Origin of the sequence: Streptomyces sp. NPDC059499, from assembly GCF_042749285.1 — a bacterium.
In the GTDB taxonomy this organism is placed as follows: domain Bacteria; phylum Actinomycetota; class Actinomycetes; order Streptomycetales; family Streptomycetaceae; genus Streptomyces.
In genome coordinates, this window is record NZ_JBHYTT010000006.1 from 199,549 (window position 1) to 221,675 (window position 22,127).

General features: G+C 71.7%; 21 protein-coding genes. 13 read left to right on the forward strand and 8 right to left on the reverse strand.

The annotated features are described in order from the left end of the window. Positions 1–153: 153 nt before the first annotated feature. The 3 genes from panB (at position 154) to ACFW9O_RS16830 (ending at position 3,036) form a co-directional block, all read left to right on the forward strand. Positions 154–1,041, forward strand: a complete 888-nt coding sequence (gene panB, locus ACFW9O_RS16820) for a 3-methyl-2-oxobutanoate hydroxymethyltransferase (RefSeq protein WP_351171760.1) — start codon at positions 154–156, stop codon at positions 1,039–1,041. Between the two features lie 121 nt (positions 1,042–1,162). Beyond that, positions 1,163–2,182 carry an ATP-binding cassette domain-containing protein gene (locus ACFW9O_RS16825; RefSeq protein ID WP_351171757.1) on the forward strand — a complete coding sequence of 340 codons (1,020 nt, stop codon included), beginning with the start codon at positions 1,163–1,165 and terminating at the stop codon, positions 2,180–2,182. Next, entirely contained in the window at positions 2,179–3,036 is an 858-nt protein-coding gene (locus tag ACFW9O_RS16830) for an ABC transporter permease (protein ID WP_384609996.1), read from the forward strand. Before ACFW9O_RS16825 ends, ACFW9O_RS16830 begins: the two co-directional genes overlap by 4 nt. Positions 3,037–3,046: 10 nt before the next feature. On the opposite strand, the gene ACFW9O_RS16835 is transcribed toward ACFW9O_RS16830, so the two are convergent. Further along, a complete protein-coding gene (locus tag ACFW9O_RS16835; protein ID WP_384609999.1) occupies positions 3,047–6,346 on the reverse strand; it encodes a BTAD domain-containing putative transcriptional regulator in 3,300 nt (1,099 codons plus the stop codon). 129 nt (positions 6,347–6,475) lie between these two features. Between ACFW9O_RS16835 and ACFW9O_RS16840 the strand changes: the two genes are divergently transcribed. After that, entirely contained in the window at positions 6,476–7,288 is an 813-nt protein-coding gene (locus tag ACFW9O_RS16840) for a site-2 protease family protein (RefSeq protein ID WP_384610002.1), read from the forward strand. A gap of 3 nt (positions 7,289–7,291) precedes the next feature. Here ACFW9O_RS16840 and ACFW9O_RS16845 read toward each other — a convergent pair whose 3' ends face one another. The 3 genes from ACFW9O_RS16845 to ACFW9O_RS16855 all read right to left on the reverse strand — a co-directional run bounded on the left by ACFW9O_RS16845 (position 7,292) and on the right by ACFW9O_RS16855 (position 8,617). Beyond that, positions 7,292–7,474 carry a hypothetical protein gene (locus ACFW9O_RS16845; protein WP_384610004.1) on the reverse strand — a complete coding sequence of 61 codons (183 nt, stop codon included), beginning with the start codon at positions 7,472–7,474 and terminating at the stop codon, positions 7,292–7,294. Positions 7,475–7,554: 80 nt separating this feature from the next. Continuing rightward, a complete protein-coding gene (npdG, locus tag ACFW9O_RS16850) occupies positions 7,555–8,265 on the reverse strand; it encodes an NADPH-dependent F420 reductase (protein WP_351171742.1) in 711 nt (236 codons plus the stop codon). A gap of 10 nt (positions 8,266–8,275) precedes the next feature. Next, complete coding sequence (locus tag ACFW9O_RS16855; RefSeq protein WP_384610007.1) at positions 8,276–8,617, reverse strand: hypothetical protein; 342 nt, start codon at positions 8,615–8,617, stop codon at positions 8,276–8,278. Between the two features lie 119 nt (positions 8,618–8,736). On the opposite strand from ACFW9O_RS16855, the gene ACFW9O_RS16860 reads away from it, so the two are divergent. Both ACFW9O_RS16860 and ACFW9O_RS16865 read left to right on the forward strand, forming a co-directional pair. Beyond that, a complete protein-coding gene (locus ACFW9O_RS16860) occupies positions 8,737–9,339 on the forward strand; it encodes a hypothetical protein (protein ID WP_384610010.1) in 603 nt (200 codons plus the stop codon). A gap of 45 nt (positions 9,340–9,384) precedes the next feature. Next, complete coding sequence (locus tag ACFW9O_RS16865; protein WP_384610013.1) at positions 9,385–10,671, forward strand: MFS transporter; 1,287 nt, start codon at positions 9,385–9,387, stop codon at positions 10,669–10,671. Here ACFW9O_RS16865 and ACFW9O_RS16870 read toward each other — a convergent pair. Continuing rightward, positions 10,668–10,895, reverse strand: coding sequence for a hypothetical protein (locus ACFW9O_RS16870; RefSeq protein ID WP_384610016.1), 228 nt, complete (start codon positions 10,893–10,895; stop codon positions 10,668–10,670). The genes ACFW9O_RS16865 and ACFW9O_RS16870 overlap by 4 nt on opposite strands. A gap of 58 nt (positions 10,896–10,953) precedes the next feature. Here ACFW9O_RS16870 and map point away from each other — a divergent pair, with 58 nt between their 5' ends. Next, positions 10,954–11,811 carry a type I methionyl aminopeptidase gene (map, locus tag ACFW9O_RS16875; protein ID WP_329211695.1) on the forward strand — a complete coding sequence of 286 codons (858 nt, stop codon included), beginning with the start codon at positions 10,954–10,956 and terminating at the stop codon, positions 11,809–11,811. Positions 11,812–11,992: 181 nt separating this feature from the next. Continuing rightward, on the forward strand, positions 11,993–12,655 hold the full coding sequence (locus tag ACFW9O_RS16880) for a heme oxygenase (biliverdin-producing) (RefSeq protein ID WP_384610019.1): 663 nt from the start codon (positions 11,993–11,995) through the stop codon (positions 12,653–12,655). A 9-nt stretch (positions 12,656–12,664) separates the two neighbouring features. Here ACFW9O_RS16880 and ACFW9O_RS16885 read toward each other — a convergent pair whose 3' ends face one another. The 3 genes from ACFW9O_RS16885 to ACFW9O_RS16895 all read right to left on the reverse strand — a co-directional run bounded on the left by ACFW9O_RS16885 (position 12,665) and on the right by ACFW9O_RS16895 (position 16,430). Continuing rightward, positions 12,665–13,336 (reverse strand): PhzF family phenazine biosynthesis protein, encoded by a 672-nt coding sequence (locus ACFW9O_RS16885; protein ID WP_384610021.1) that lies wholly within the window; start codon positions 13,334–13,336, stop codon positions 12,665–12,667. A gap of 92 nt (positions 13,337–13,428) precedes the next feature. Continuing rightward, on the reverse strand, positions 13,429–14,958 hold the full coding sequence (locus tag ACFW9O_RS16890) for an HtaA domain-containing protein (protein WP_384610024.1): 1,530 nt from the start codon (positions 14,956–14,958) through the stop codon (positions 13,429–13,431). Between the two features lie 68 nt (positions 14,959–15,026). Continuing rightward, positions 15,027–16,430 (reverse strand): HtaA domain-containing protein, encoded by a 1,404-nt coding sequence (locus tag ACFW9O_RS16895; protein WP_384610026.1) that lies wholly within the window; start codon positions 16,428–16,430, stop codon positions 15,027–15,029. A gap of 109 nt (positions 16,431–16,539) precedes the next feature. Between ACFW9O_RS16895 and ACFW9O_RS16900 the strand changes: the two genes are divergently transcribed. From ACFW9O_RS16900 to efeB, 5 genes are all read left to right on the forward strand, one after another. Next, a complete protein-coding gene (locus tag ACFW9O_RS16900; RefSeq protein WP_384610029.1) occupies positions 16,540–17,607 on the forward strand; it encodes a hemin ABC transporter substrate-binding protein in 1,068 nt (355 codons plus the stop codon). After that, positions 17,604–18,686 (forward strand): FecCD family ABC transporter permease, encoded by a 1,083-nt coding sequence (locus ACFW9O_RS16905; RefSeq protein WP_384610031.1) that lies wholly within the window; start codon positions 17,604–17,606, stop codon positions 18,684–18,686. The genes ACFW9O_RS16900 and ACFW9O_RS16905 overlap by 4 nt, the downstream gene beginning before the upstream one ends. Then, positions 18,683–19,522, forward strand: a complete 840-nt coding sequence (locus ACFW9O_RS16910; protein ID WP_384610034.1) for a heme ABC transporter ATP-binding protein — start codon at positions 18,683–18,685, stop codon at positions 19,520–19,522. Before ACFW9O_RS16905 ends, ACFW9O_RS16910 begins: the two co-directional genes overlap by 4 nt. A gap of 188 nt (positions 19,523–19,710) precedes the next feature. Then, positions 19,711–20,847 (forward strand): iron uptake system protein EfeO, encoded by a 1,137-nt coding sequence (gene efeO / locus ACFW9O_RS16915; RefSeq protein WP_384610036.1) that lies wholly within the window; start codon positions 19,711–19,713, stop codon positions 20,845–20,847. Next, positions 20,847–22,112: an iron uptake transporter deferrochelatase/peroxidase subunit gene (efeB, locus tag ACFW9O_RS16920; protein ID WP_384610038.1), complete on the forward strand. Its 1,266-nt coding sequence runs from the start codon at positions 20,847–20,849 to the stop codon at positions 22,110–22,112. Before efeO ends, efeB begins: the two co-directional genes overlap by 1 nt. The last annotated feature ends 15 nt before the right edge of the window (positions 22,113–22,127 follow it).

Consider the following 22,127-nt stretch of genomic DNA (forward strand, 5'->3'; position numbering starts at 1 on the left):
CCTAACCCACTTTCGATACGAGACCGTCTCGTATTGGAAAGTCTTTACCCGGTCGCCCGGGCCCACTTCCCGGGAGCGGCTCCGGGATGCCACCATGGAAGGGATCCGGGGACGCCGTCAGGGCGCCACGAGATGACGAAGGAGCCGTTGGCCATGTCGCTTCAGGCTGCGCAGAATCAGAACACCACCACCCCAGCAGGTCCCTCCCCCTCCGCCGGCAAGGCGTTGTACGGGGGAAAGAGCACCCGCCGCATCACCGTCCACGACATCGCCGCAGCCAGTGAGCGCGGCGAGAAGTGGCCCATGCTCACCGCCTACGACGCGATGACCGCGTCCGTCTTCGACGAGGCCGGCATCCCGGTCATGCTCGTCGGCGACTCCATGGGCAACTGCCACCTCGGCTACGAGACGACCGTTCCCGTCACGATGGACGAGATGACCATGCTCTCCGCCGCCGTCGTACGCGGCACCAAGCGCGCCCTCATCGTCGCCGACCTGCCCTTCGGGGCCTACCAGGAGGGACCCGTCCAGGCCCTCCGCAACGCCACCCGGCTGATCAAGGACGCCGGCGTCGGCGCGGTCAAGCTGGAGGGCGGCGAGCGCTCCCACGAGCAGATCCGGCTGCTGGTCGAGGCCGGCATCCCGGTCATGGGCCACATCGGCCTGACCCCGCAGTCCGTCAACGCCATGGGCTACCGGGTGCAGGGCCGCGGCGAGGAGGCCGCGCAGCAGCTGCTGCGCGACGCGAAGGCGGTACAGGACGCGGGCGCGTTCGCCGTCGTCCTGGAGCTCGTACCGGCCGAGCTGGCCGCCGAGGTGACCCGCACCCTGCACATCCCGACCGTCGGCATCGGTGCCGGGCCGGACACGGACGCCCAGGTGCTGGTGTACACCGACATGGTCGGGCTGACCGGCGGCAAGGTGCCCCGTTTCACCAAGCAGTACGCGAACATGCGCCAGGTGCTCGAAGACGCCGCGAAGGAGTTCGCCGACGAGGTCGTCGGCGGAACGTTCCCGCAGCCGGAGCACACCTTCCACTGACGCCCCTCTGACCACTGCCGCACCACCGACAGCCCGCCGACTCCCCCATCGGCGGGCTGTCGCCCTGCGGTAGGTGCGCTGTCAGCGGCTTGTCGGTGACTTGTCGGTGGCGGCTGATGTCATGGTGGACATGACGCGAAACGACAAGAACCCCAGGAACGGCACGAACGCCGTCGAGGTGCGGGGGCTGGTCAAGCACTACGGCTCGACCAAGGCGCTGGACGGCGTGGACCTCGATGTGCGCGAAGGCACCGTTCTCGGTGTGCTCGGGCCCAACGGCGCCGGCAAGACCACCCTCGTACGCTGCCTCTCCACCCTGATCCTGCCCGACGCCGGGCACGCGGTCGTGGCGGGCTACGACGTGGTGAAGCAGCCCCGGCAGCTGCGCCGCACCATCGGCCTGACCGGGCAGTACGCCTCGGTGGACGAGAAGCTGTCCGGCTGGGAGAACCTCTACATGATCGGGCGGCTCCTCGACCTGCCGCGCAAGAAGGCCAGGTCCCGCGCCGACGAGCTGCTGGAGCGCTTCTCGCTCACCGACGCGGCCAAGAAGGCCGCGATGGACTACTCCGGCGGCATGCGGCGCCGGCTGGACCTGGCCGCGTCCATGATCGGCAGCCCGGCCGTGCTCTACCTGGACGAGCCGACGACGGGGCTCGACCCCCGTACCCGCAACGAAGTCTGGGACGAGGTGCAGCGGATGGTCGCGGAGGGGGCGACCGTGCTGCTCACCACCCAGTACATGGAAGAGGCCGAGCAGCTCGCCAACGAGCTCACGGTCATCGACAAGGGCAAGATCATCGCCCGGGGCGGTGTCGACGAGCTGAAGGCCAAGGTCGGCGGCCGCACCCTGCAGATCCGGCCCTCCGACCCGGACCAGCTCGCCGCCATGGCGCAGGCCATCAGGGAGGCCGGACTCGACGGGGTCGCCGGCGCCCAGGCCGTCCCCGACGAGGGCCTGCTGTACGTGCCGATCCTCAGCGACGAGCAGCTGACCGCCGTGATCGGCCTGCTCGGCACCCGGGGCTTCTCCCTCGCCCACGTCGCCACCGCTCTGCCCAGCCTGGACGAGGTCTTCCTCGCCATCACGGGCGACAAGGCCACCGTCACCGACACGATCCCCCAGGAGGTCGCGGCATGAGCACGACGACTCTGACGCCCACCCCCACCGACGCGGCCGTTTCCGCACCGGTCACGAAGCTCCACGGCGAGGGCCGGATCGGGCTGCGGAACAACCTGCGCCACATCGGGGCGCTGGTGCGGCGCAATCTGCTCCAGATCAAGAAGGATCCGGAGTCGATGTTCGACGCGCTCCTGATGCCGGTCATCTTCACGCTGCTGTTCGTGTACGTCTTCGGCGGCTCGGTCGGCGGCAGCATGGGCGGCGGCCGGCAGGAGTACCTCAACTACCTGATCCCCGGCCTGATGGCGATGATGGGCATGAACATCGCCATGGCGGTCGGTTCCGGTGTCAACGACGACTTCCGCAAGGGGGTCATGGACCGGTTCCGCACGATGCCGATCGCCCGCTCCTCGGTGCTCATCGCGAAGATCGTGGTCGAGCTCGGCCGGATGATGGTCGCCACACTGATCCTGCTGGGCATGGGCTTCGCGCTCGGCATGGAGCTCCAGGAGTCGGTGCTCGGGCTGATCGGCGCGATCGCTCTGTCGGCGGCGTTCGGCGCCGCCATCATGTGGATCTTCATCCTGCTCGGACTGACCATGAAGACGGCTCAGGCCGTCCAGGGGATGGGGATGCTCGTGCTGATGCCGCTCCAGTTCGGTTCGTCCATCTTCGCCCCGACCCAGACGATGCCCGGCTGGCTCCAGACGTTCACCGACTACAACCCGCTGTCCAACCTGGCAGACGCCGCCCGTGCCCTGATGATGGGCGGCCCGCTCGCCCACTCGGTCTGGGTGACGCTCGGCTGGACCGTGGTCATCACCGCGGTGATGGCCCCGCTCGCGGTGTCCAAGTTCCGCAAGAAGTCCTGACGGACCGGGATCAGTCCCGGTACGCGTCGACGAGGGCGGTGGCCTCCTCCTGGGAGAGGCCACCGCCCTCGTCGTACGCGGCCTCGTAGGCGGCGTCCCCGAGGACGCCCCGGGCCAGCTCCTCGGCGGCGGCGTAGTTGTCCCGCTCCACCGACGTCTGCACATGCCCGTCCGGCAGGAGCGCCCGTGAGGCGGCCAGCAGCCGCGCCGCGAGAACGCCCCTGCGCTCCCCGCCGAGCCCGCCCAGCGCCCGCGCCACGGTGACCAGGTAGAGCACGTGCATCTGCGGCGCCACCATCTGCGACAACCGGTCGTCGGACAGCGACAGCGCCTCCCGGCTCCGGGTCAGGGCGTCCTCGTACAGCCCCTCCTGGTTGTCCAGCCAGGCCAGGCCGCCCAGCACGAACGCCTCGAAGACCCCTACGGCGGACGATTTGAAATCCCCCTGCAGCACGCCCAGTTGCTCGCGGGCCTCGGCGGTGCGGCCGGACATGCCCAGCGACATGGCCAGGAAGAACCGGGCGAACGCCGTCGACTCGTGCGCCGCGTGCCGCCCCTCGACGAGCACCTCCCGGAGGATCACCTCGCCCTCCGCACCGCGGCCGAGCTCTACCAGGGCGGCGGCGTACCGGGTGCGGAGCACCAGTACCTGGGCCCGGGCGCCGAGCTTCTCCGCGTACCCGATCGCGGCCTGGTAGTCGTCGGCCGCCCGGGTGTGGTCGCCCCTCTTCTCGTTGGCCTCGCCGCGCGAGGAGAGCGCCTCCGCCGTACCCCAGTCGTCGCCGAGACGGCGGAAGATCTCCAGGCTCTCGTCGGCGTCCGCACGGGCGGCGCCCGCCCAGTCGGGCCGGTTGGCGAGCACGTTGGCGCGCATCTGGAGCGCGGCGGCCAGCTCCCAGTCGAATCCGAGCTCCCGTGAGGCGCGGACCGTCTCGTCCAGCACCCCGCGCAGGTCCGAGATGTCCCCGGTGAGCACGACGGCGAAGAACCAGAGCGAACCCGGGCTGCGGCAGGTCTGCGGCTGGCCCGGCCGGTAGGCGGCGGCGATGGCCCGCAGGCGCGCCATGCCTGCCTCGTTCGCCCAGATGTCCATCGCGTGGTCCACGCTGGCCATCTGGACCAGTGCCACCTGGCGCCGCGCCTCCTGGAGCATGTCGGAACTCATCGGCGGCGGCGCGTCGGTACAGCGTTCGACGAGCGAGGGCGCGGCACCGGCGTTCGCGGCGAACGGGTCGGGGCCGAGCGCGGAGGCGGCTTCGGCCCATTGCAGTGCGTCGCTGCGCAGATCGCGCATCTGCCAGTACCAGGCGAGCGAGAGCACCATGCAGAGCGATTCCTGCTCGTCGCGGGCGGCGACGGCGTGCCGCAGGGCCGTGCGCAGGTTCTCGTACTCCCGCTGGAGCACGTCGAGGGCGGCGAGCTGTCCGGGGCCCCGGAGTTCGGGGTCGGTGGTGCGGACCAGCTCCCGGTAGAACACGAGGTGCTGCCGTTCGACGACGTCCCGCTCCCCGGCCTCGTCGAGCCGTTCGGCGGCGTACTCGCCGACGGTCTCCAGCAGGCGGTAGCGCATCCGGCCGTCCGCGGCGGGGGCGGCGACGACGAGGGACTTGTCGACGAGGGAGCCGAGCACCCCGGCGACGTCGTACGCGTCCTGCGGCCGGTTCGCGCAGACGGCCTCGGCTGCCGGCAGGGTGCAGCCGCCGGAGAAGACCGACAGGCGGCGCAGCGCGGTGCGTTCGTCCTCGTCCAGGAGGTCCCAGGACCAGTCGACGACCGCACGCAGGGTCTGCTGGCGCGGCAGCACGGTGCGGCTGCCGCTGGTCAGCAGACGGAAGCGGTCGTCGAGGCGGTCGGCGATCTGGCGCGGGGTGAGCATGCGCAGCCGTGCGGCGGCGAGTTCGATCGCGAGCGGAAGGCCGTCGAGGCGCTGGCAGATCTCGGCGCAGGCCGCCGCTGTCCGCTCGTCCGCGTCGACCCGGAAGCCGGCCAGGGCGGCGGCCCCTCGCTCGGCGAGCAGGCGCAGCGCCATCGGGTCGGGCAGCGGGTCGACCGGCCGGACGAACTCTCCGGGTACGCCGAGGGGTTCACGGCTGGTCGCGAGGACGGTGAGCCCCGGGCAGCGGGCCAGGAGGTGGTCGGCGAGGGCCGCGGCTGCCTCGACGAGGTGCTCGCAGTTGTCCAGGAGGAGCAGCATGCGGCGCTCGGAGCAGTGTTCGGTGAGCCGGGCGAGCGGTTCGCCCGCGCCCCGTTCGGCGGCCCGGAGTTCTTCGGCGCCCGCCCCGCGCAGCACGGTCTCGCGCCCGCCGAGCGCGGTGAGGACGGCCTCCGGAACCGCTTCGGGATCGTCGACCGGCGCGAGCTCGGCCAGCCAGACGCCGTCCGGCCAGGCGGCCGGATCGACGGATTCGGCCACCTCCTGGGACAGCCTGGTCTTGCCCGCGCCCCCGGGGCCCAGCAGGGTGACCAGGCGCGCCCGGGAGAGGTCCTCGCGCAGGGCGGCGATGTCGGTCTCGCGGCCGACGAAGCTGGTGAGCCTGGCCCGCAGGTTTCCGGGCGGGGCGGGAGAGGGCACCGGTTCGGGCCGGGGCCGGTCCTGGTGCAGCAGTTCCTCGTACAGCCGGCGCAGCTCGGGTCCCGGCGAGGAGCCCAGGCGCTCGGCGAGCGCGGTCCGCGCCTCCCCGTACGCCGCGAGTGCCTGGGCGGTCCGCCCGGCGGCCTGCAGCGCCCTGATGCGCAGGGCCTGCAGGGGTTCGTCGATCGGGTGGTCGGCACAGAGCGCGGCGAGTTCGGGCAGGGCCTCGTCGGGGCGGCCCAGCGCGAGGACGGCGGCGGTCCTGGTGCGGCGGGCCTCGATGCGCCGGGCCTCCCAGCGGACGGCGGCCGCCGCACGGTCGGGCAGGTCGGCGAGGGCGGGCCCGCGCCACAGGGCGAGCGCGTCGTCGAGGACCGTGACGGCCTTCGCCGCGTCGCCGTCCTCCAGGGCCCGCGCCCCTTCCCCCACGAGCCGCTCGAAACGGTGCAGGTCCACGGCGTCGGGGTCGGCGGCGAGCCGGTAGCCGTTCTCCACGGAGCCGATGGCGTCCCGGCCGAGGGCACGCCTGAGGCGGCCCACGAGTGCCTGCAGGGCGCCCACGGCATCGGCGGGCGGATCGCCGTCCCACACCTCGTCGACGAGAACCGTCGCCGGGACCGTGCGGCCGGGGCGCAGGGCGAGCACCGTGAGCAGGGCGCGCAGCCGCGCCCCGCCGAGGGCCACGGCCGTGCCGTCGTCGTGGAGTGCCTGGGTCGTACCGAGAATGCTGTAGTGCACGCGCCCATTGTCCGTGACGGCTCCGCACTTCGTGGAACTACCACCCGACCGCGAGACGTTCTCGCCCTGTCACCCGTACTGTCGGGGCTCGCCGCCCGCAGTCCAGCACAGCACCCAGGAGCTCCGCCGATGACCACCGCCTTCCGCCGCAGCGACCGGCGGATCAGTCCGATCTTCCTCGGGATCGTCGCCGTCATGGCCGTCTCGGGCTGGGCGGTGTGGACGGACTTCGCCGGCGAGACGGGCTTCGCGGTCTTCCTGTTCGTCACGGCGGCCTGGATCGTCTCGCTGTGTCTGCACGAGTACGCGCACGCCCGCACGGCACTGCACAGCGGGGACATCTCGATCGGAGCCAAGGGGTACCTCACCCTGAATCCACTCGCTTACACCCACGCCCTGCTGAGCATCGTGCTGCCGGTGCTCTTCGTGATCATGGGCGGCATCGGCCTGCCGGGCGGGGCGGTCTACATCGAGCGGGGCCGTATCACCGGCCGCTGGAAGCACAGTCTGATCTCGGCCGCGGGCCCCCTGACGAACGCTCTGTTCGCGATCGTCTGCACGGCGCCGTTCTGGCTGGACGCGCTGGACGGGGTCCCGCTCTCCTTCCGCCTGGCACTCGCGTTCCTGGCGCTGCTGCAGGTCACGGCCGCCATCCTGAACTTCCTGCCGGTCCCGGGGCTGGACGGCTACGGCGTGATCGAGCCGTGGCTCTCGTACAGGGTCCGGCGGCAGGTGGAGCCGTTCGCGCCGTTCGGGCTGATCGCGGTCTTCGGGCTGCTGTGGATCCCGGAGGTGAACGGGGTCTTCTTCGACGCGGTCGACGCGCTGCTGCGGGGGCTGGGCGTCAGCGAGGTCGAGACGTACTGCGGGCTCGACGCGTACCGCTTCTGGCGGGAGTGGTTCGGCGACCAGGACCCGGGCTGCTCGACGCTGGGGGCGTGAGGCCTAGCTCCCGGCCGCCGCGCTCTCCACCCTGTGCTTGCGGATGTAGAACCACGCCATGTTCGAGGAGAGGCCGGCCAGCAGCACCCAGATGATCCCGAGGAAGCTGCCCTGGACGAAGGAGACCACGGCTGCGGCGACGGCGAGAACGCAGACGACGAGGGCGTAGATGGCGAGGCGGGGCATGAGGGCTGGTGCTCCTGTCCGGGGATGGTGCGCGGTCCCGTCCAGTGTCCCTCATGCCCGTTCCTGCTCCGGGCACGGGCTCACACGTCGGTGGCGCGCAGCCCCGCGTGTGCCTTGTAGCGGCGGTTGACGGAGATCAGGTTGGCGACGAGCGACTCGACCTGGTGCGCGTTGCGCAGCCGGCCCGCGAAGACGCCGCGCATACCGGGGATACGGCTCGCGAGTGCCTGCACGGTGTCGGTGTCGGCGCGTGCCTCGCCCAGCACCAGGACGTCGGTGTCGATCTCCTCGATCGTCTCGTCCTGGAGCAGTACCGCCGAAAGGTGGTGGAAGGCGGCGGTGACCCGGGAGTCGGGCAGCAGGGCGGCGGCCTGCTCGGCGGCGCTCCCCTCCTCGGGCTTCAGGGCGTAGGCGCCCTTCTTGTCGAAGCCGAGCGGGTTGACGCAGTCGACGACGAGCTTGCCCGCGAGCTCCTCGCGCAGGGACTCGAGCGTCTTGGCGTGTCCGTCCCACGGGACGGCGACGATCACGACGTCGCTGCGGCGCGCACATTCCGCGTTGTCCGCGCCCTCGACCCCGTGTCCCAGCTCGGCGGCGGCGGATTCCGCACGGTCGGCGGCGCGGGAGCCGATGACGACCTTGTGACCGGCGCGGGCGAAGCGGTAGGCCAGGCCACGGCCCTGGGGGCCCGTTCCGCCGAGTACGCCGATGGTCAGCCCGGACACGTCGGGGAGGTCCCAGGGGTCCTTGGCGGGGGGCTTGGGTGCGCTGCCGCTCTCATTCGTAGTCATGGCGCCGACCCTACTGCGCGGTAGGGGAGGGCACCCTGCGCCGTCGGCGCTCTGCGAGATCCGTCACGCCGACGAAGGCGATCGCGGCGAGCACCGCCACCGGCCCCGCCAGGGACCTGAGCCAGAACCAGTCGCCGGCGTAGGTGACCCCGGCCAGCTGGAACGCAGCCGATGCCACGGCGCTCGCCCAGAGGATCAGGCCTCCGATGCCGCGCGCCCGCACCATGCGCGGCGTGGCCCGGCGGCGCACCCACGCGGGGGCCCGGCCACACAGGAGTGCGAGCGAGAAGGGCAGGGCCAGCAGGGACCAGCCGCATATCCACGCCCAGTTGAAGGCGTTTGCCGAGGTCATGGCGCCATCATGACAGTTCCGGCAGGGGACGGCAGTGCCAGGTCCAGGCAGTTCCCGTACGGATGGACTGCCGGGAACGGGCAGCCCCGGGAGGGCAGTTGGAGGCATGATGCCGGACCATGGATGCCGTACGCGTCGCGCTGCTGCGTGAAGTACTCGCCGGGACCGAGTGGCCCGCGGCGACCCGTCGGTTCGCCAGGGCCCTGCGGTCCTCGGTCGTGCCGCAGGGCGGCGGGCTGCTGCTGGTGGGGACCGAGGTGTACGAGCCGTGGCACATGGCCGCGCATCTGGTCGACGAGTCCACGTGGTCGGGTCTGCCGCAGCTGCGGCCCACCCTCGTGCGGCACCGGGTGGAGCCGGGCGATCCGGCGCACCTGGCCGTCGGACTGGGCCGGATCGAGGCGGCCGGGCGGGGCGAGACCCTGCTCGTGGTGGCCCCGGAGCGGCCCGGCGGCGGGCTGCTGGAGCGGGTGCACGACGCACGCCGGGCGGGGGCGACGGTGCTGACGCTGGACCGTGGCGACGCGGAGGTGCGGGGGCTCGCCCATGAGGCGCTGACGGTGGGCGACGGGGACGACGTGGACCTGGACACCGTGCAGCACCTGGTCAGCGCGGCGGCCGGGGAGAACGGCGCACCCTCCCCGCGGGGGCGCCGCACGTTCCGGGACCGGCTGTCACGGCTGGCCGACCAGCTGACGGCCCCGCCGCCGGCCCGCTGGTGAAAATGCGGTTGCCGCGGCCCGCCCGTCTGCGGACCATGGCCTCTCGTGACGTCCCGCCTTCTGCCCGATCTCTCGCCCTGGCGTTCCTCCACCGACTTCCGGTTGCTGTGGATCCAGGGGCTGATCACGTACTTCGGCAGCTTCATGGCGCTGATCGCGCTGCCGCTCCAGATCAAGGACCTCACCGGGTCGCCGCTGGCCGTCGGAGCCATGGGGGCGGTGGAGCTCGTCCCTCTGGTCGTCTTCGGTCTCTACGGCGGGGCCCTCGCCGACTCCGCCGACCGCCGCAGGGTCATCCTGGGCACCGAGGCGGGGCTGGGTCTGCTCGCTGTCGTCCTGCTGGTGAACGCGCTCGCGCCCGACCCGGCGCTCTGGCCCCTCTACGTGGTCGCCGCAGGTGTCTCCGCGCTTGCCGGGCTGCAGCGGCCCGCGCTGGACGCGCTGATGGCGCGGATCGTGCCGCACGACCAGCTCACTGCGGCTGCCGCACTGAATTCGCTGCGCTGGCAGATCGGCGCGATCGCCGGTCCCGCGATGGCGGGTCTGGTGGTGGCCTACGCCGGGCACGCCACCGCGTACACGGTCACCGTCGTGACATTCGCCGTCTCCGTACTGCTGTGCCTGCGACTGGCGGCGGCGCCGCCCGCGCAGGACGCACAGAAGCCCTCACTGCGAGGCATCGCGGAGGGGGCGCGGTACGCCTGGAGCCGCCCCGTGCTCCTCGGGACGTACGCGGTCGACCTCGCGGCGATGCTCTTCGCCTTCCCGAACACGATCTTCCCGTTTCTCGCGGACGAGCTGGACGCCGAATGGTCGCTGGGGCTGATGTACGCGGCCGGGGCGGTCGGCTCCCTGGTGCTGGGGCTGACCAGCGGCTGGACCTCACGGGTACGGCGGCACGGGCTGTTCGTCGTGGGCGGCGCCGCCGTCTGGGGGTTGGCGATCGCGGCGGCCGGATGGTTCCACAACGTGTGGCTGGTGCTGTGCTGCCTGGCGGTCGCAGGCGCGGGCGACATGCTGAGCGGGCTCGGCCGCTCCACGATCTGGAACCAGACGATCCCGGACGAGCTGCGGGGCAGGCTCGCGGGCATCGAGGTGCTCTCGTACAGCCTCGGCCCCCAGCTGGGCCAGGTCAGGGCGGGCGCCATGGCCGGCTGGACGGGCACCAGGTCCGCGATCTGGACGGGCGGGGTGGCGTGTGTCGCTTCGGTCGCGCTGCTGGCTGCGGCGCTGCCGAAGCTGCTCACGTACGACTCCGGAACGGACGAGGACGCGGCGCGCAGGCGGGCAGCGTCAACGGACCCCGCCGGGGTCCAGGCTTCCGGGGTCTAGGCCTCCGGGGTCTCCTCCGTGCGGTCATGCCACTTCGGGTCGTTCTCCCACTCCAGGTTCCGCTCGCGCGCCGTGTCCATGGCGTGCTGCGCGTCCTCGCGGGAGGTGTACGGGCCGAAGCGGTCCTTCGCCGGGCACTCGGGGCCCTCCTCGACCTTCTTGTGCTCCAGGCAGTAGTACCATTCGCCCGGTTTGCCGACCGTGCGCTTCTTGAACAGGGCCATCGTCGGATCCTTTCCTCGCAGCCATGCTGCCCCAGGCGCGCTGGTTAGACTCGCTGGCATGTCTGGCCAGTCGCTTCTCGTACCAGGGGAGATCACTCCCGTCCGTTCCGTTCCCGGAAACATCCGGCGCCCCGAGTACGTGGGCAAGCCCGCCCCCACGCCGTACACCGGGCCGGAGATCCAGGACTCCGACACCGTGGAGCGCATGCGGATCGCGGGCCGTATCGCCGCACAGGCGATGGAGGAGGCCGCGAAGCACATCGCCCCGGGCGTCACCACCGACGAACTCGACCGGGTCGCCCATGAGTTCATGGTCGACCACGGCGCCTACCCGTCGACGCTCGGCTACCGCGGCTTCCCCAAGTCCCTGTGCTCCTCGCTCAACGAGGTCATCTGTCACGGCATCCCGGACTCCACCGTGCTGCGGGACGGCGACATCGTGAACCTCGACGTCACCGCGTACATCAACGGTGTGCACGGGGACAACAACGCCACCTACCTCTGCGGCGATGTCGACGAGGAGTCGAAGCTCCTCGTGGAACGCACCCGGGAGTCCCTGAACCGGGCCATAAAGGCGGTGCGGCCCGGCCGCCAGATCAATGTGATCGGCCGGGTGATCGAGTCGTACGCGAAGCGGTTCGGGTACGGCGTGGTGCGGGACTTCACCGGGCACGGGATCAATTCCTCGTTCCACTCCGGTCTCATCGTGCCGCACTACGACAGCCCGCACGCGACGACGGTGATGCAGCCCGGCATGACGTTCACCATCGAGCCGATGCTGACGCTCGGGACGCACGAGTACGACATGTGGGACGACGGCTGGACCGTGGTGACGAAGGACCGGAAGCGCACCGCCCAGTTCGAGCACACGCTGGTGGTGACGGAGACGGGGGCGGACATCCTGACTCTGCCGTAACGCTGCGCCCGGTCCGGGCCGGGCGTAATGTTTTACCGACAGGCAGTCGGGAACCAATTGACTTAGGTAAACCTAAGTAGGAGGATCAGCGTACTGGCAGTCGGCGGCGCGCGCAGCTGGTGCTGCCGACATTTCCGTCTCTGTCCGGACTTCCCGTCCCCTCGGCCCCCGGAGGCCCCTCTTGGACGCAACCGCCACCACCCCGTTCTCCACGCTCATCCGCACCGCTTCGCACGAGCAGCACACGGAGGCGGAGTCCTCCTCCTTCATGAGCGACATGCTCGGCGGGCGGCTCGGGGTGGACGCGTACACGCGCTACACCGAGCAGCTGTGGTTCGTGTACCGGGCGCTGGAGGACGGCGCGCAGGCGCTGCGCGACGACCCGGTCGCGGGTCCCTTCATCCAGCCGGAGCTGATGCGCAGTGCCGAGCTGGAACGCGACCTGGCGCATCTGCGGGGTGCCGGCTGGCGCGAGGGCCTGGAGCCGCTGGCGGCCACCGCCGCGTACGCGGAGCGGGTCGCCGAGTGCGCCCGTGACTGGCCGGCCGGTTACATCGCGCACCACTACACCCGCTACCTCGGGGACCTCTCCGGCGGCCAGATCATCCGGGGCACCGCGGAGAAGACCTGGGGCTTCGAGCGCAAGGGCGACGGGGTGCGCTTCTACGTGTTCGAGCAGATCTCCAACCCGGCGGCGTTCAAGCGGGAGTACCGGGAGCTGCTGGACGCGGTGAACGCCGACGATCTGGAGAAGCAGCGCATCATCGACGAGTGCAAGAACGCCTTCGCGCTGAACACAGCTGTCTTCCACGAGCTGGGCGAGGTCTTCCCGCTCAGCGCGTAACGGTCCGGTTCAGCCCTTGGCGGCCAGCAGGACGCGGCCCCCGATCTCCACCGTGCCGTCCGGCGCGGGTGCGGTGAGGATCTGGGAGCCGCGTCCTTGTGCGATGTTGAGGGCGCGGCCCAGCTCCGCGCTCAGCAGCATGGCCGCAGCCCCCGTCGCCTCGTCCTCTTCGATGCCGTCGTCGCTTCTCGGGAACGCCCGCGCCCGTACCCGCCCCGCCGCCTCGTCCTCCCAGGCCCAGACGTAGAGCCAGCCCTCTCCGGGCGGCGGCTCCGTCAGCGCCTCGACCTCGGCGACGGACGCGTACCGCTCCAGCGTCCACCGCGCCGCCCATTCGGGGCGGGCCGTGATCCAGGTGAACTCGCCGTCCTGCCGGGCGAACACGTCCCCGACAGGCATCTCCAGGACCTCCAGGTCGAGCAGCCACGCCGCGCCGACGAGCGGGTGTCCGGCGAACTTGAGCCGCAGCCCGGGTGTGCGGATGTCGACGTTCCCGCGCTCCGGGTCGTCGACGAACACGGTCTCTGTGAAGCCGAGCCGGCGGGCGAGCGTCTGCCGGGACTCGTTGTCGGGGTATCTGCGCCCGTCGCGTACGACGCCGAGCGGGTTGCCGTGACGGCCGTCCGGGCCGCAGAACACGCGCAGTACGTCGATGCCGTCGGGTACGTCGAAGTCGTTCACGTGCGCATTCAAGCACCGAGCGGGCCGGGGTGACGCGACAGGCCGCACCGGCGGGTTCCGGTGCGGCCTGTCGCGGTAACCGATGGCGGGGATCAGGCGGTACGGCGGCGGCGCGCCGCCATCACCACTCCGGCGCCCGCTGCCACGACCACGCCCGAGGCCGCGAAGAGGGCTCCGGCCGGAACGTCGGAGCCCGTGGAGGCGAGCGAGCCGGATCCGCCGACCGTGCCGCCGGTGCCGCCGGTGGTCGAACCGCCGGTGGTCGAGCCACCGGTCGTGCCGGTACCGCCGTCGGTGCCCGATCCGCCGGTCGTGCCGGGGAGTTCGGCGTCCTCGTCGAGCGCGACCGCGAGGGTGAGGGCGTCGAGCTGCTCGCCCTTCGGGTACATGCCGCCGAACGCCTCGGTGCCGTCGGCGGTCAGCGTCGCCGGGACGCCGGAGAGGGTCACCACACCGTTCTTCGCGGCGAGTCCACCGGCGGGCAGCTTCAGGTCGGCGAGGGCCAGACCGGTGGAGGTGGTGACCTTCTTGGTCTCGCGGTCCTTGGTGGTGACGTCGGCGATCAGCGTGCCGGACGCCCCCCGTACCTGGACCTCCAGACCGGTGAGGGACAGGTCGAGCGTGTAGGCGTCGCCCTCCTTGTGGCCGAGGAAGCGGACCGTGCCCTCGAACGCGGCCTCCAGGGTCTGCTTCTCCGCGTCGAAGCGGCCGGTCGCGTCGGGGAAGCGGTAACCGTCGCCCGAGGCGGTGGCGCCGCCGGTCGTCTCGATCGAGCCCTTGGCGATGGGGCCTGTGACGTAGGTACGGAAGGACTTCTTGACGCCCCAGTCCAGGGTGCCGTCGACGAGCGCGCCCGGGTCGGCGGCCGGAGTGGTGGCCGAGACGGGCGGGGACGCCGGTGACGTGGGCTTGCCGGTGGCGGTCGCCGTGGCCGTCGGGGTGGCGGTCGGCTTCTCGGTGGGCTTCCCGGTCGGCGTCGGCTCCGTGGTCGGGGGCGCCGCGACCGCCTTGACGGAGAGGGTGGCCGGGTCGAGGGCGGTGCCCTCCGCGTACTGGCCGTTGAAGGCCTCGGCACCCGCCTTCGTCATCGTCGCGGGGATGTCCTTGAAGACCATCGCGCCACCCGCACCCTGGCCCGGCCTCACCGCCGACAGGTCGAGCGCCGCGACGGCCACATCGTTCTGGGTGCCCTGCGGAGTGGCGACATCGGCGGTGATCGCGCCGCCCGTGCCGACGGTGGTGACCTTCACGTCGGAGAGCGTGATGTCGAGGACGCCCCCGTGGGCATGGAAGTTGACGCCGCCCTCGAAGGCCGTGTCCGTGCCGTGGGTGCCCGTGTCGTAGGTGCCCTTGCCGTTGACGAACGTGAACACGCCGTTGCCCGCGGCCTGCTCGGCACCGTCCTTGACGGTGATCGTGCCTGCCCCGCCGATGTATCTGCGGAAGGACTCCTTGAAGCCCCAGTCCAGCGTGCCGTCCGTCAGCTCCGTCGTCGGGGCCGCCGCGACGGGGCGGGTGCCCGTGCTGTCGGCCGCGAGTGCGGGAAGGGCGAACGTCGCGCCGAGTGCGGCCGCGGTGGCGACTGCGGCGGCAAGGGCTATGGGGCGGCGGGTGGCTGCCATGGCTGGTGACTCCTCGAAGGACGAAGGTACGGAAGGGGAGAAGGGGGGATGGTGGGGTGGTCAGTGGCTCATGCGTCCGGCGAGCTGCGGCGCCGGGACACGTACAGCACGGCGGCGACGGAGGCGAGCAGCAGCAGGGCGCCGCCGCCGACAGCGGCGTAGGTTCCGGTGCGGGAGCCGGAGTCGGCGGCCACCGGCTGTGCGGCGGGGGTGGCGGAGGGCTTCTGCGCCGGTGCGGCGGAGGGCTCCGCCACGCTGCCGAGGTCGGGAAGTGCGGGCAGTTCCGCCTGTGCGTCGACGGCTACGGCGAGGGAGACCGGGTCCATCGCGGTACCCGCCCTGTACAGGGATCCGAAGGCTTCAACGCCTCCGGCGGTGAGGGTCGCGGGGGCTTCGGTGAGGGTGGCGAGACCGTTCTTCGGGGTGAAGCCCTTGGCGGTGAAGGTGACGAGCGGAACGTCCTTGCGGGTACTGCCCCCACGGGTGACGTCCGCCAGGAGCGTGCCCCTGCCCGACGTCACCCGCACGGCGACCCCGGCGAGTTCCAGGTCGAGACCGTCCGCCCCGGTGAAGCGGACGCTGCCTGCGAAGGTCGCGTCCAGGGTCTGCTCCGTGGCGTCGTAGGTGCCCTTGCCCTGCGGGAAGCGGAAGAGCGCTCCGCCGTCCTGGGCACCGCCGGCCAGGGTCCACCTGCCCCGGCCGATGGAGCCGGTGACGTACTCGCGGAAGGTGCGGCGTACGCCCCAGTCGACCGCGGCGGTCTCGAAGCGGCCGGCGGTCTCGCCCTTGGTCTTCGACGCCTTCTTCGACGGGGAGGAGGAGGGGGCGGCGGACTTCGGCGCGGCCGGGCCGGCGGTGTCGACGGAGAGGCTGATCGGGTCGAGGGGTGTCCCGGCCGTGTAGTAGCCGGCGAAGGCTTTCGCGCCCTGTGAAGTCAGGCTCGCCGGGACGTTGTTGAGGGCGACGGGCGTGGATCCGCCCCTCATGTCGATTCCGCCGAGCCCGAGCGTGGCCAGCGGCACCTGGGCGGAGGAGGTGACCCGGCCGCTCCCCCGGTCCTTGCTGACCATGTCGGCGTACAGGGTCCCGCTGCCGCCGCTGATCCGGACGGTGGGACGGCTGATGGTGAGGTCGAGCTCGTTGCCGCCGCCGGCCTTCCTGTGGCCGGTGAAGTGCACCCCGCCGGAGAAGCCGGCCGAGAAGGCACCGCTCGCCGGGTCGTAGGAGCCGGTGGCGGAGTGGAAGCGGAACTGGCTTCCGCCGACCGTCGCGGCTCCGCCGGTCAGGTTCCAGCTGCCGTTGGCGATGGGCCCGGTGACATAGCTCTGGAACGAGGACTTGATGCCCCAGTCCAGCCTGCCGCCCTGCACCGTGCGGCTCGCCGCCTGCGCGGCGGTGGCCGGGAGCAGGGCCGCCGTGAGCACCGCGAGAAGCGCAACGGCGAGCGCACGGACAGGTCGTGACGGCGGCATGGAACCCTCCGGGGGCTAGAAAGTGAGGTAAGGCTAACCTAAGCTCACTCCAGCTCGTGCCGGAACCCCCTCCGTCACTTCCCACCCGAAACACCCAGGACGGTGCCCCGTGCGTTTCCCCCAGAACTCCGTCACGGCGGGCCGGGAGGAAGGACGGCCACGCACCGCCCGGCTCGGAGCCCTCGCCGCGGTCGTGGCGCTCGCCCTGTCCCTCACCGGCTGCGGCGCCTCGGTGGATTCCGCCGCGGAACCTGCCGGAGCGGCGACCGCGTCCGCGGCCGCCGACCGTGTCGAGCCGCTCGCCACCACCCCCGAGCCGCACCTGCCGGTCACCGTGAAGTCGGCGGACGGGGCCGAGGTCACCATCACCTCGGCCGACCGGATCGTGCCGCTGACCGGCTCGCTCAGCGAGATCGTGTTCACCCTCGGCCTCGGCGGGCAGGTCGTGGCCCGCGACATCACCGCCACCTTCGAACAGGCCGAGAAGCTCCCGGTGGTGACCCGTGCTCACGACGTCTCGGCGGAGAGCGTGCTGTCGCTGAAGCCGACACTCGTCCTCGCCGACACCACGACCGGTCCCGCCGAGGCCATCGGCCAGATCCGTGACGCCGGCATCGCGCTCGTCGTCGTCGAGCCGCCCAAGGAACTGGCCGATGTGGGCCGCCGGATCGCCGCAGTGGCCGAGACGCTGGGCGTGAAGTCCGCGGGGGACGAGCTGAGGACGCGTACGGAGTCCCGTATCGGCGCCGTACAGAAGACGATCCCCGCACGCCGGGAGGGCGGGAAGCCGCGCGTCGCGTTCCTGTACCTGCGCGGCTCGGCCTCCGTCTATCTGCTGGGCGGCCGGGAATCCGGCGCGAGTTCCCTCCTCGAAGCGGCGGGTGCCGTCGACGCGGGCAAGGCCTCCGGGCTGACGAAGGACTTCACCGCCATCACCAGTGAGGCCCTCGCCGAGGCGGCACCGGACGCGATCCTCGTGATGAGCAAGGGACTCGACTCCGTGGGCGGCGTCGACGGCCTCCTGAAGATCCCCGGGGTCGCGGAGACACCGGCCGGGATGGACCGCCGGATCGTCTCGATCGACGACGGTGTGCTGCTGAACTACGGGCCGCGCACCGACCGCGTGCTGGCCGGACTCGTGGAGCAGCTCTACCCGAAGGGCGGCCGGGGCAAGTGACGACCACCCCGTACGAGCAGCGCACGGAGACGGTCACCGGCGCCGGGGCCCGGCGCGGCAGGGCGTTCGTCCTCACCGTCGCACTGTCGGCCGCACTGCTCGTCGGCTGCCTGCTCTCCGCCGGGCTCGGCGCGTACAACATCCCGCTCGGCGATGTCCTGTCCTCGGTGCAGCACCGGGTCGGGCTCGGCGGTCAGGCCCTGGACCGGGTCGGCGAGAGCGTCCTGTGGAACGTACGGCTGCCGAGGGTCGTCCTCGCGCTGCTCGTCGGCGCCTCCCTCGGCTGCGCGGGGGCCCTGATGCAGGGCGTGTTCGGCAACCCGCTGGCGGAACCCGGGGTCATCGGGATCTCCTCGGGGGCCGCGGTCGGCGCGGTCGCCTCGATCGCGCTCGGGCTGAACTTCCTCGGCAACTGGACCATCACCGTCTGCGCGTTCGTCTCCGGCCTCGCCACCGTCCTTCTCGTGTACGCGCTGTCACGCTCGGGGGGCCGTACCGAGGTGGTGACGCTGATCCTCACGGGTATCGCCGTCAACGCCTTCGCGGGCGCCCTGATCGGCCTGTTCATCTTCTTCGCCGACAACGCGCAGATCACCCAGATCACCTTCTGGCAGCTCGGTTCACTGGCCCAGGCGACCTGGCCCAAGGTGCTGGCCGTGCTGCCGTGCGCGGTGACCGGGCTGCTGCTGGCTCCGTTCTACGCGGGGAAGCTGGATCTGCTCGCGCTCGGCGAGCGGCCCGCCCGGCACCTCGGGGTGGATGTCGAGCGCCTGCGCGTCGTGCTCGTCCTCGTGGTGGCGCTGCTGACCGCCGCCGCGGTCGCCGTCGCCGGGATCATCTCCTTCGTGGGACTGCTCGTTCCGCATCTGCTGCGCATGGCGAACGGCCCCGGCCACCGGTTCCTCGTCCCCGGCAGTGCGCTCGGCGGTGCCCTGGTGCTGGTGGCGGGCGATCTCGCGGCCCGTACCGTGGCCGATCCCGCCGAGCTGCCGCTCGGGGTGTTGACCGCGCTCTTCGGCAGCCCGTTCTTCTTCTGGCTGCTGCGCAGGACCCGTCGCAAGCAAGGTGGTTGGGCATGAACCCGTTGAGGAAGCTGTTCGCGGTACGGGGCCGGGAGCTGCCGCCCCCGGTGGCCCCCGGCTCGCCGGTCGCCGAAGCTGCCGCACTGGGCGTCCGGCTCGGCGGGCGGCGGGTGCTCGACGCCGTGGACCTGACCGTCCTGGCGGGCGAGGTGCTGGCGCTCGTCGGGCCGAACGGGGCCGGAAAATCGACCCTGCTGGCGGCACTGGCCGCCGATCTGGCCCCTTGCAGCGGCGAGGTACGCATCGGCGGCCGCCCGGCCGCCGAGTGGTCGGCGGCCGAACTCGCCCTGCGCCGGGCCGTGCTGCCGCAGTCGGCCGTGCTCTCCTTCCCGTTCCCGGTCGAGGACGTCGTACGGATGGGACGTGCGCCCTGGTCGGGGACGGACCGGGAGGACGAGGACGACACGGCTGTCGCCGCGGCGATGGCCGCGACGGAGGTCACGGAGTTCGCCGCCCGTCCGTTCTCCGCGCTGTCGGGCGGCGAGCGGGCCCGGGTCGCGCTGGCCCGGGTACTGGCCCAGCGCGCCCCGCTGCTGTTGCTCGACGAGCCGACGGCCGCGCTGGATCTGCGCCATCAGGAACTGGTGCTGCGGATCTGCCGGGAGCGTGCGGCCGCCGGGGACGCCGTGGTCGTGGTGCTGCACGACCTGGGGCTCGCGGCGGCCTACGCGGACCGGGCCGTGGTCATGGACGGCGGCCGGATCGCCGTCGCCGGGCCGCCCGCCGAGGTGTTCACCGGAGAGTTGCTCGGCACGGTGTACCGGCAGCCGGTGGAGGTGTTCCCGCATCCGCGGACCGGGGCGCCGCTCGTTGTGCCGACAAGGGCCGCTTGACCCGCTTTTGACCTTCCTGTGGGTTCTCTGTGGGACAGCCGTGACCTGCTCGTTCTCCTGGCCCTCCGGTGAGAGCTGAATCACTGCACGGAGGGGTACCGACCAGGTAAGGCACCGCTAAGTTAGGTCCGCCTCACCAGCCTTTGGTCCGGCCTTTTCTCCGTTCTCTCGTCCCCTGTGGAGCCCGCATGCGAGCCGTTCGTCTCTCCGTTGTCACCGCTGCCGCGACCGTGGCCGCTCTGACCGCCGTCACGGGCTGCGCCGAGAAGAGCGACGGCAAGGGGGACGGCGCCGTTCAGGTCGTCGCGAAGGACGACGCGTGCGAGGTGTCGAAGACGAAGATCCCGGCCGGCCACGTCGAACTCGCCGTGGAGAACAAGGGATCCAAGGTCACCGAGGTCTACGTCCTGTTCCCGGACGACCGCATCGTCACCGAGCGCGAGAACATCGGCCCCGGCACCAAGGCGAGGATCACCGCCGAGGTCAAGTCCGGTACGTACGAGATCGCCTGCAAGCCCGGCATGAAGGGCGAGGGCATCCGCTCGACGATCGAGGTCACCGGCGGAAAGGCGGCCGAGCGCAGCCCCGAGATGGACAGGGCCGTCGCCGGCTACCGCACCTACGTGCAGGCGCAGGCCGACGAGACACTGCCCAAGGTGAAGGTCTTCACGGACGCCGTGGCCGCCGGCGACATCGAGGCGGCGAAGAAGGCGTACGCGGACTCCCGTATCGGCTGGGAGCGCACCGAGCCGGTCGCCGAGTCCTTCGGTGACATCGACCCGAAGGTCGACGTCCGGGAGGACGGCCTGGAGGACGGCCAGAAGTGGACCGGCTGGCACCGCCTGGAGAAGGCGCTGTGGCAGGACAAGAAGCTGGGCGCCGAGGAGAAGGCGCTCGCCCCCCTCCTCTACAAGGACCTGGCCGACTGGCAGAAGCGGGTCGGCAGGGCCGAGATCACCCCGACCTCGATGGCGAACGGCGCCAAGGAACTCCTCGACGAGGTGGCCACCGGCAAGGTCACCGGCGAGGAGGAGCGCTACAGCCACACCGACCTCGTCGACTTCAAGGCCAACGTCGAGGGTGCGGAGAAGTCGTACGAGCTGCTCAAGCCGATCGCTACGAAGAACGACCCGGTGCTGACCGCCACCCTGGACAAGCAGTTCGCCGCGCTGGACACGCTGCTGGACAAGTACCGCGCGGACAAGGCGTCCTACGAGTTCACCTCGTACGACAAGGTCGGCAAGGCGGACCGCAAGGAGCTCTCGGACGCGGTCAACGCGCTCGCCGAGCCGCTGTCCAGGCTCGCCGCCGCGGTGACGAAGTAATGCGGCCCCGAGCCGTCGAGACCTCCGGGGAGAAGGACTCCGCCCCGTCCCGCCGCGCACTGCTCGGCTGGGGCGGTGCCGGGCTTGCGCTGGGCGCCGTCGCGGCGGGCGGCGCGGTCGCCGCGGTGCGCTCCGAGGAAAATACGGAGCCTGCGGCGGACAGCGGCGCGGCAGTGCCGTTCCACGGTGCGCACCAGGCGGGCATCGCCACCGCCGTACAGGACCGGCTGCACTTCGCCGCGTTCGACGTGACGACGAAGGACAGGGCCGAGCTGATCGCCCTGCTCAAGGAGTGGACCCGGGCCGCCGAGCGCATGACGGCCGGGCGGGCGGTGGGCGACGGCGCGTACGGAGGCCCGGCCGAGGCACCGCCGGACGACACCGGTGAGGCGCTGGGCCTCAGGCCGTCGCGGCTGACGCTCACCATCGGCTTCGGCCCGTCCCTGTTCGCCGCGGACCGGTTCGGCCTCCAGGACCGCCGTCCCGAAGCACTCGTGGATCTCCCGAAGTTCCCCGGGGACAACCTCGACGCCACCCGCAGCGGCGGCGATCTGTGCGTCCAGGCGTGCGCGGACGACCCGCAGGTAGCCGTGCACGCGGTCCGCAACCTCGCCAGGATCGGCATGGGCCGCGCCTCGGTCCGCTGGTCGCAGCTGGGCTTCGGCAAGACCTCGTCGACGACGCCCGACGCCCAGACCCCGCGCAACATGATGGGTTTCAAGGACGGCACCCGGAACATCGCGGGCACCGATGAGGCCGCCCTGACGAAGCACGTGTGGGTGGGCCCGAAGGACGACGGCGGGTGGATGACCGGGGGTTCGTACCTGGTGGCCCGCCGTATCCGGATGCACATCGAGACCTGGGACCGCACTGGGCTCCAGGAGCAGGAGGACATCTTCGGCCGGGACAAGGGCGAGGGCGCCCCGGTCGGCAAGGCGAAGGAGCGCGACGAGCCGTTCCTGAAGGCGATGCTGCCCACCGCGCACGTACGGCTCGCCCACCCGGACACCAACGGCGGGGCTTCGCTCCTGCGGCGCGGCTACTCGTTCACCGACGGTACGGACGGTCTGGGCAGGCTCGACGCGGGACTGTTCTTCCTCGCCTACCAGCGCGATGTCCGCAAGGGCTTCATCCCGGTGCAGCGCAGCCTCGCCGCGAACGACGCCCTCAACGAGTACATCCAGCACGTGGGTTCGGCGGTCTTCGCCGTTCCGCCGGGCGTCCGCGACAAGGACGACTGGTGGGGCCGGGCACTGTTCTCATGACCGACACCGTGGAAG

Coding starts and splice junctions, on each gene's coding strand:
- ACFW9O_RS16825 (WP_351171757.1), top strand. CDS start 1,163: ATGGTGGACATGACGCGAAACGACAAGAACCCCAGGAACGGCACGAAC.
- efeO (WP_384610036.1), top strand. CDS start 19,711: ATGCGAGCCGTTCGTCTCTCCGTTGTCACCGCTGCCGCGACCGTGGCC.
- panB (WP_351171760.1), top strand. CDS start 154: ATGTCGCTTCAGGCTGCGCAGAATCAGAACACCACCACCCCAGCAGGT.
- ACFW9O_RS16860 (WP_384610010.1), top strand. CDS start 8,737: ATGGATGCCGTACGCGTCGCGCTGCTGCGTGAAGTACTCGCCGGGACC.
- ACFW9O_RS16840 (WP_384610002.1), top strand. CDS start 6,476: ATGACCACCGCCTTCCGCCGCAGCGACCGGCGGATCAGTCCGATCTTC.
- ACFW9O_RS16855 (WP_384610007.1), bottom strand. CDS start 8,617: ATGACCTCGGCAAACGCCTTCAACTGGGCGTGGATATGCGGCTGGTCC.
- npdG (WP_351171742.1), bottom strand. CDS start 8,265: ATGACTACGAATGAGAGCGGCAGCGCACCCAAGCCCCCCGCCAAGGAC.
- map (WP_329211695.1), top strand. CDS start 10,954: ATGTCTGGCCAGTCGCTTCTCGTACCAGGGGAGATCACTCCCGTCCGT.
- ACFW9O_RS16845 (WP_384610004.1), bottom strand. CDS start 7,474: ATGCCCCGCCTCGCCATCTACGCCCTCGTCGTCTGCGTTCTCGCCGTC.
- ACFW9O_RS16895 (WP_384610026.1), bottom strand. CDS start 16,430: ATGCCGCCGTCACGACCTGTCCGTGCGCTCGCCGTTGCGCTTCTCGCG.
- ACFW9O_RS16870 (WP_384610016.1), bottom strand. CDS start 10,895: ATGGCCCTGTTCAAGAAGCGCACGGTCGGCAAACCGGGCGAATGGTAC.
- ACFW9O_RS16890 (WP_384610024.1), bottom strand. CDS start 14,958: ATGGCAGCCACCCGCCGCCCCATAGCCCTTGCCGCCGCAGTCGCCACC.
- ACFW9O_RS16910 (WP_384610034.1), top strand. CDS start 18,683: ATGAACCCGTTGAGGAAGCTGTTCGCGGTACGGGGCCGGGAGCTGCCG.
- ACFW9O_RS16830 (WP_384609996.1), top strand. CDS start 2,179: ATGAGCACGACGACTCTGACGCCCACCCCCACCGACGCGGCCGTTTCC.
- efeB (WP_384610038.1), top strand. CDS start 20,847: ATGCGGCCCCGAGCCGTCGAGACCTCCGGGGAGAAGGACTCCGCCCCG.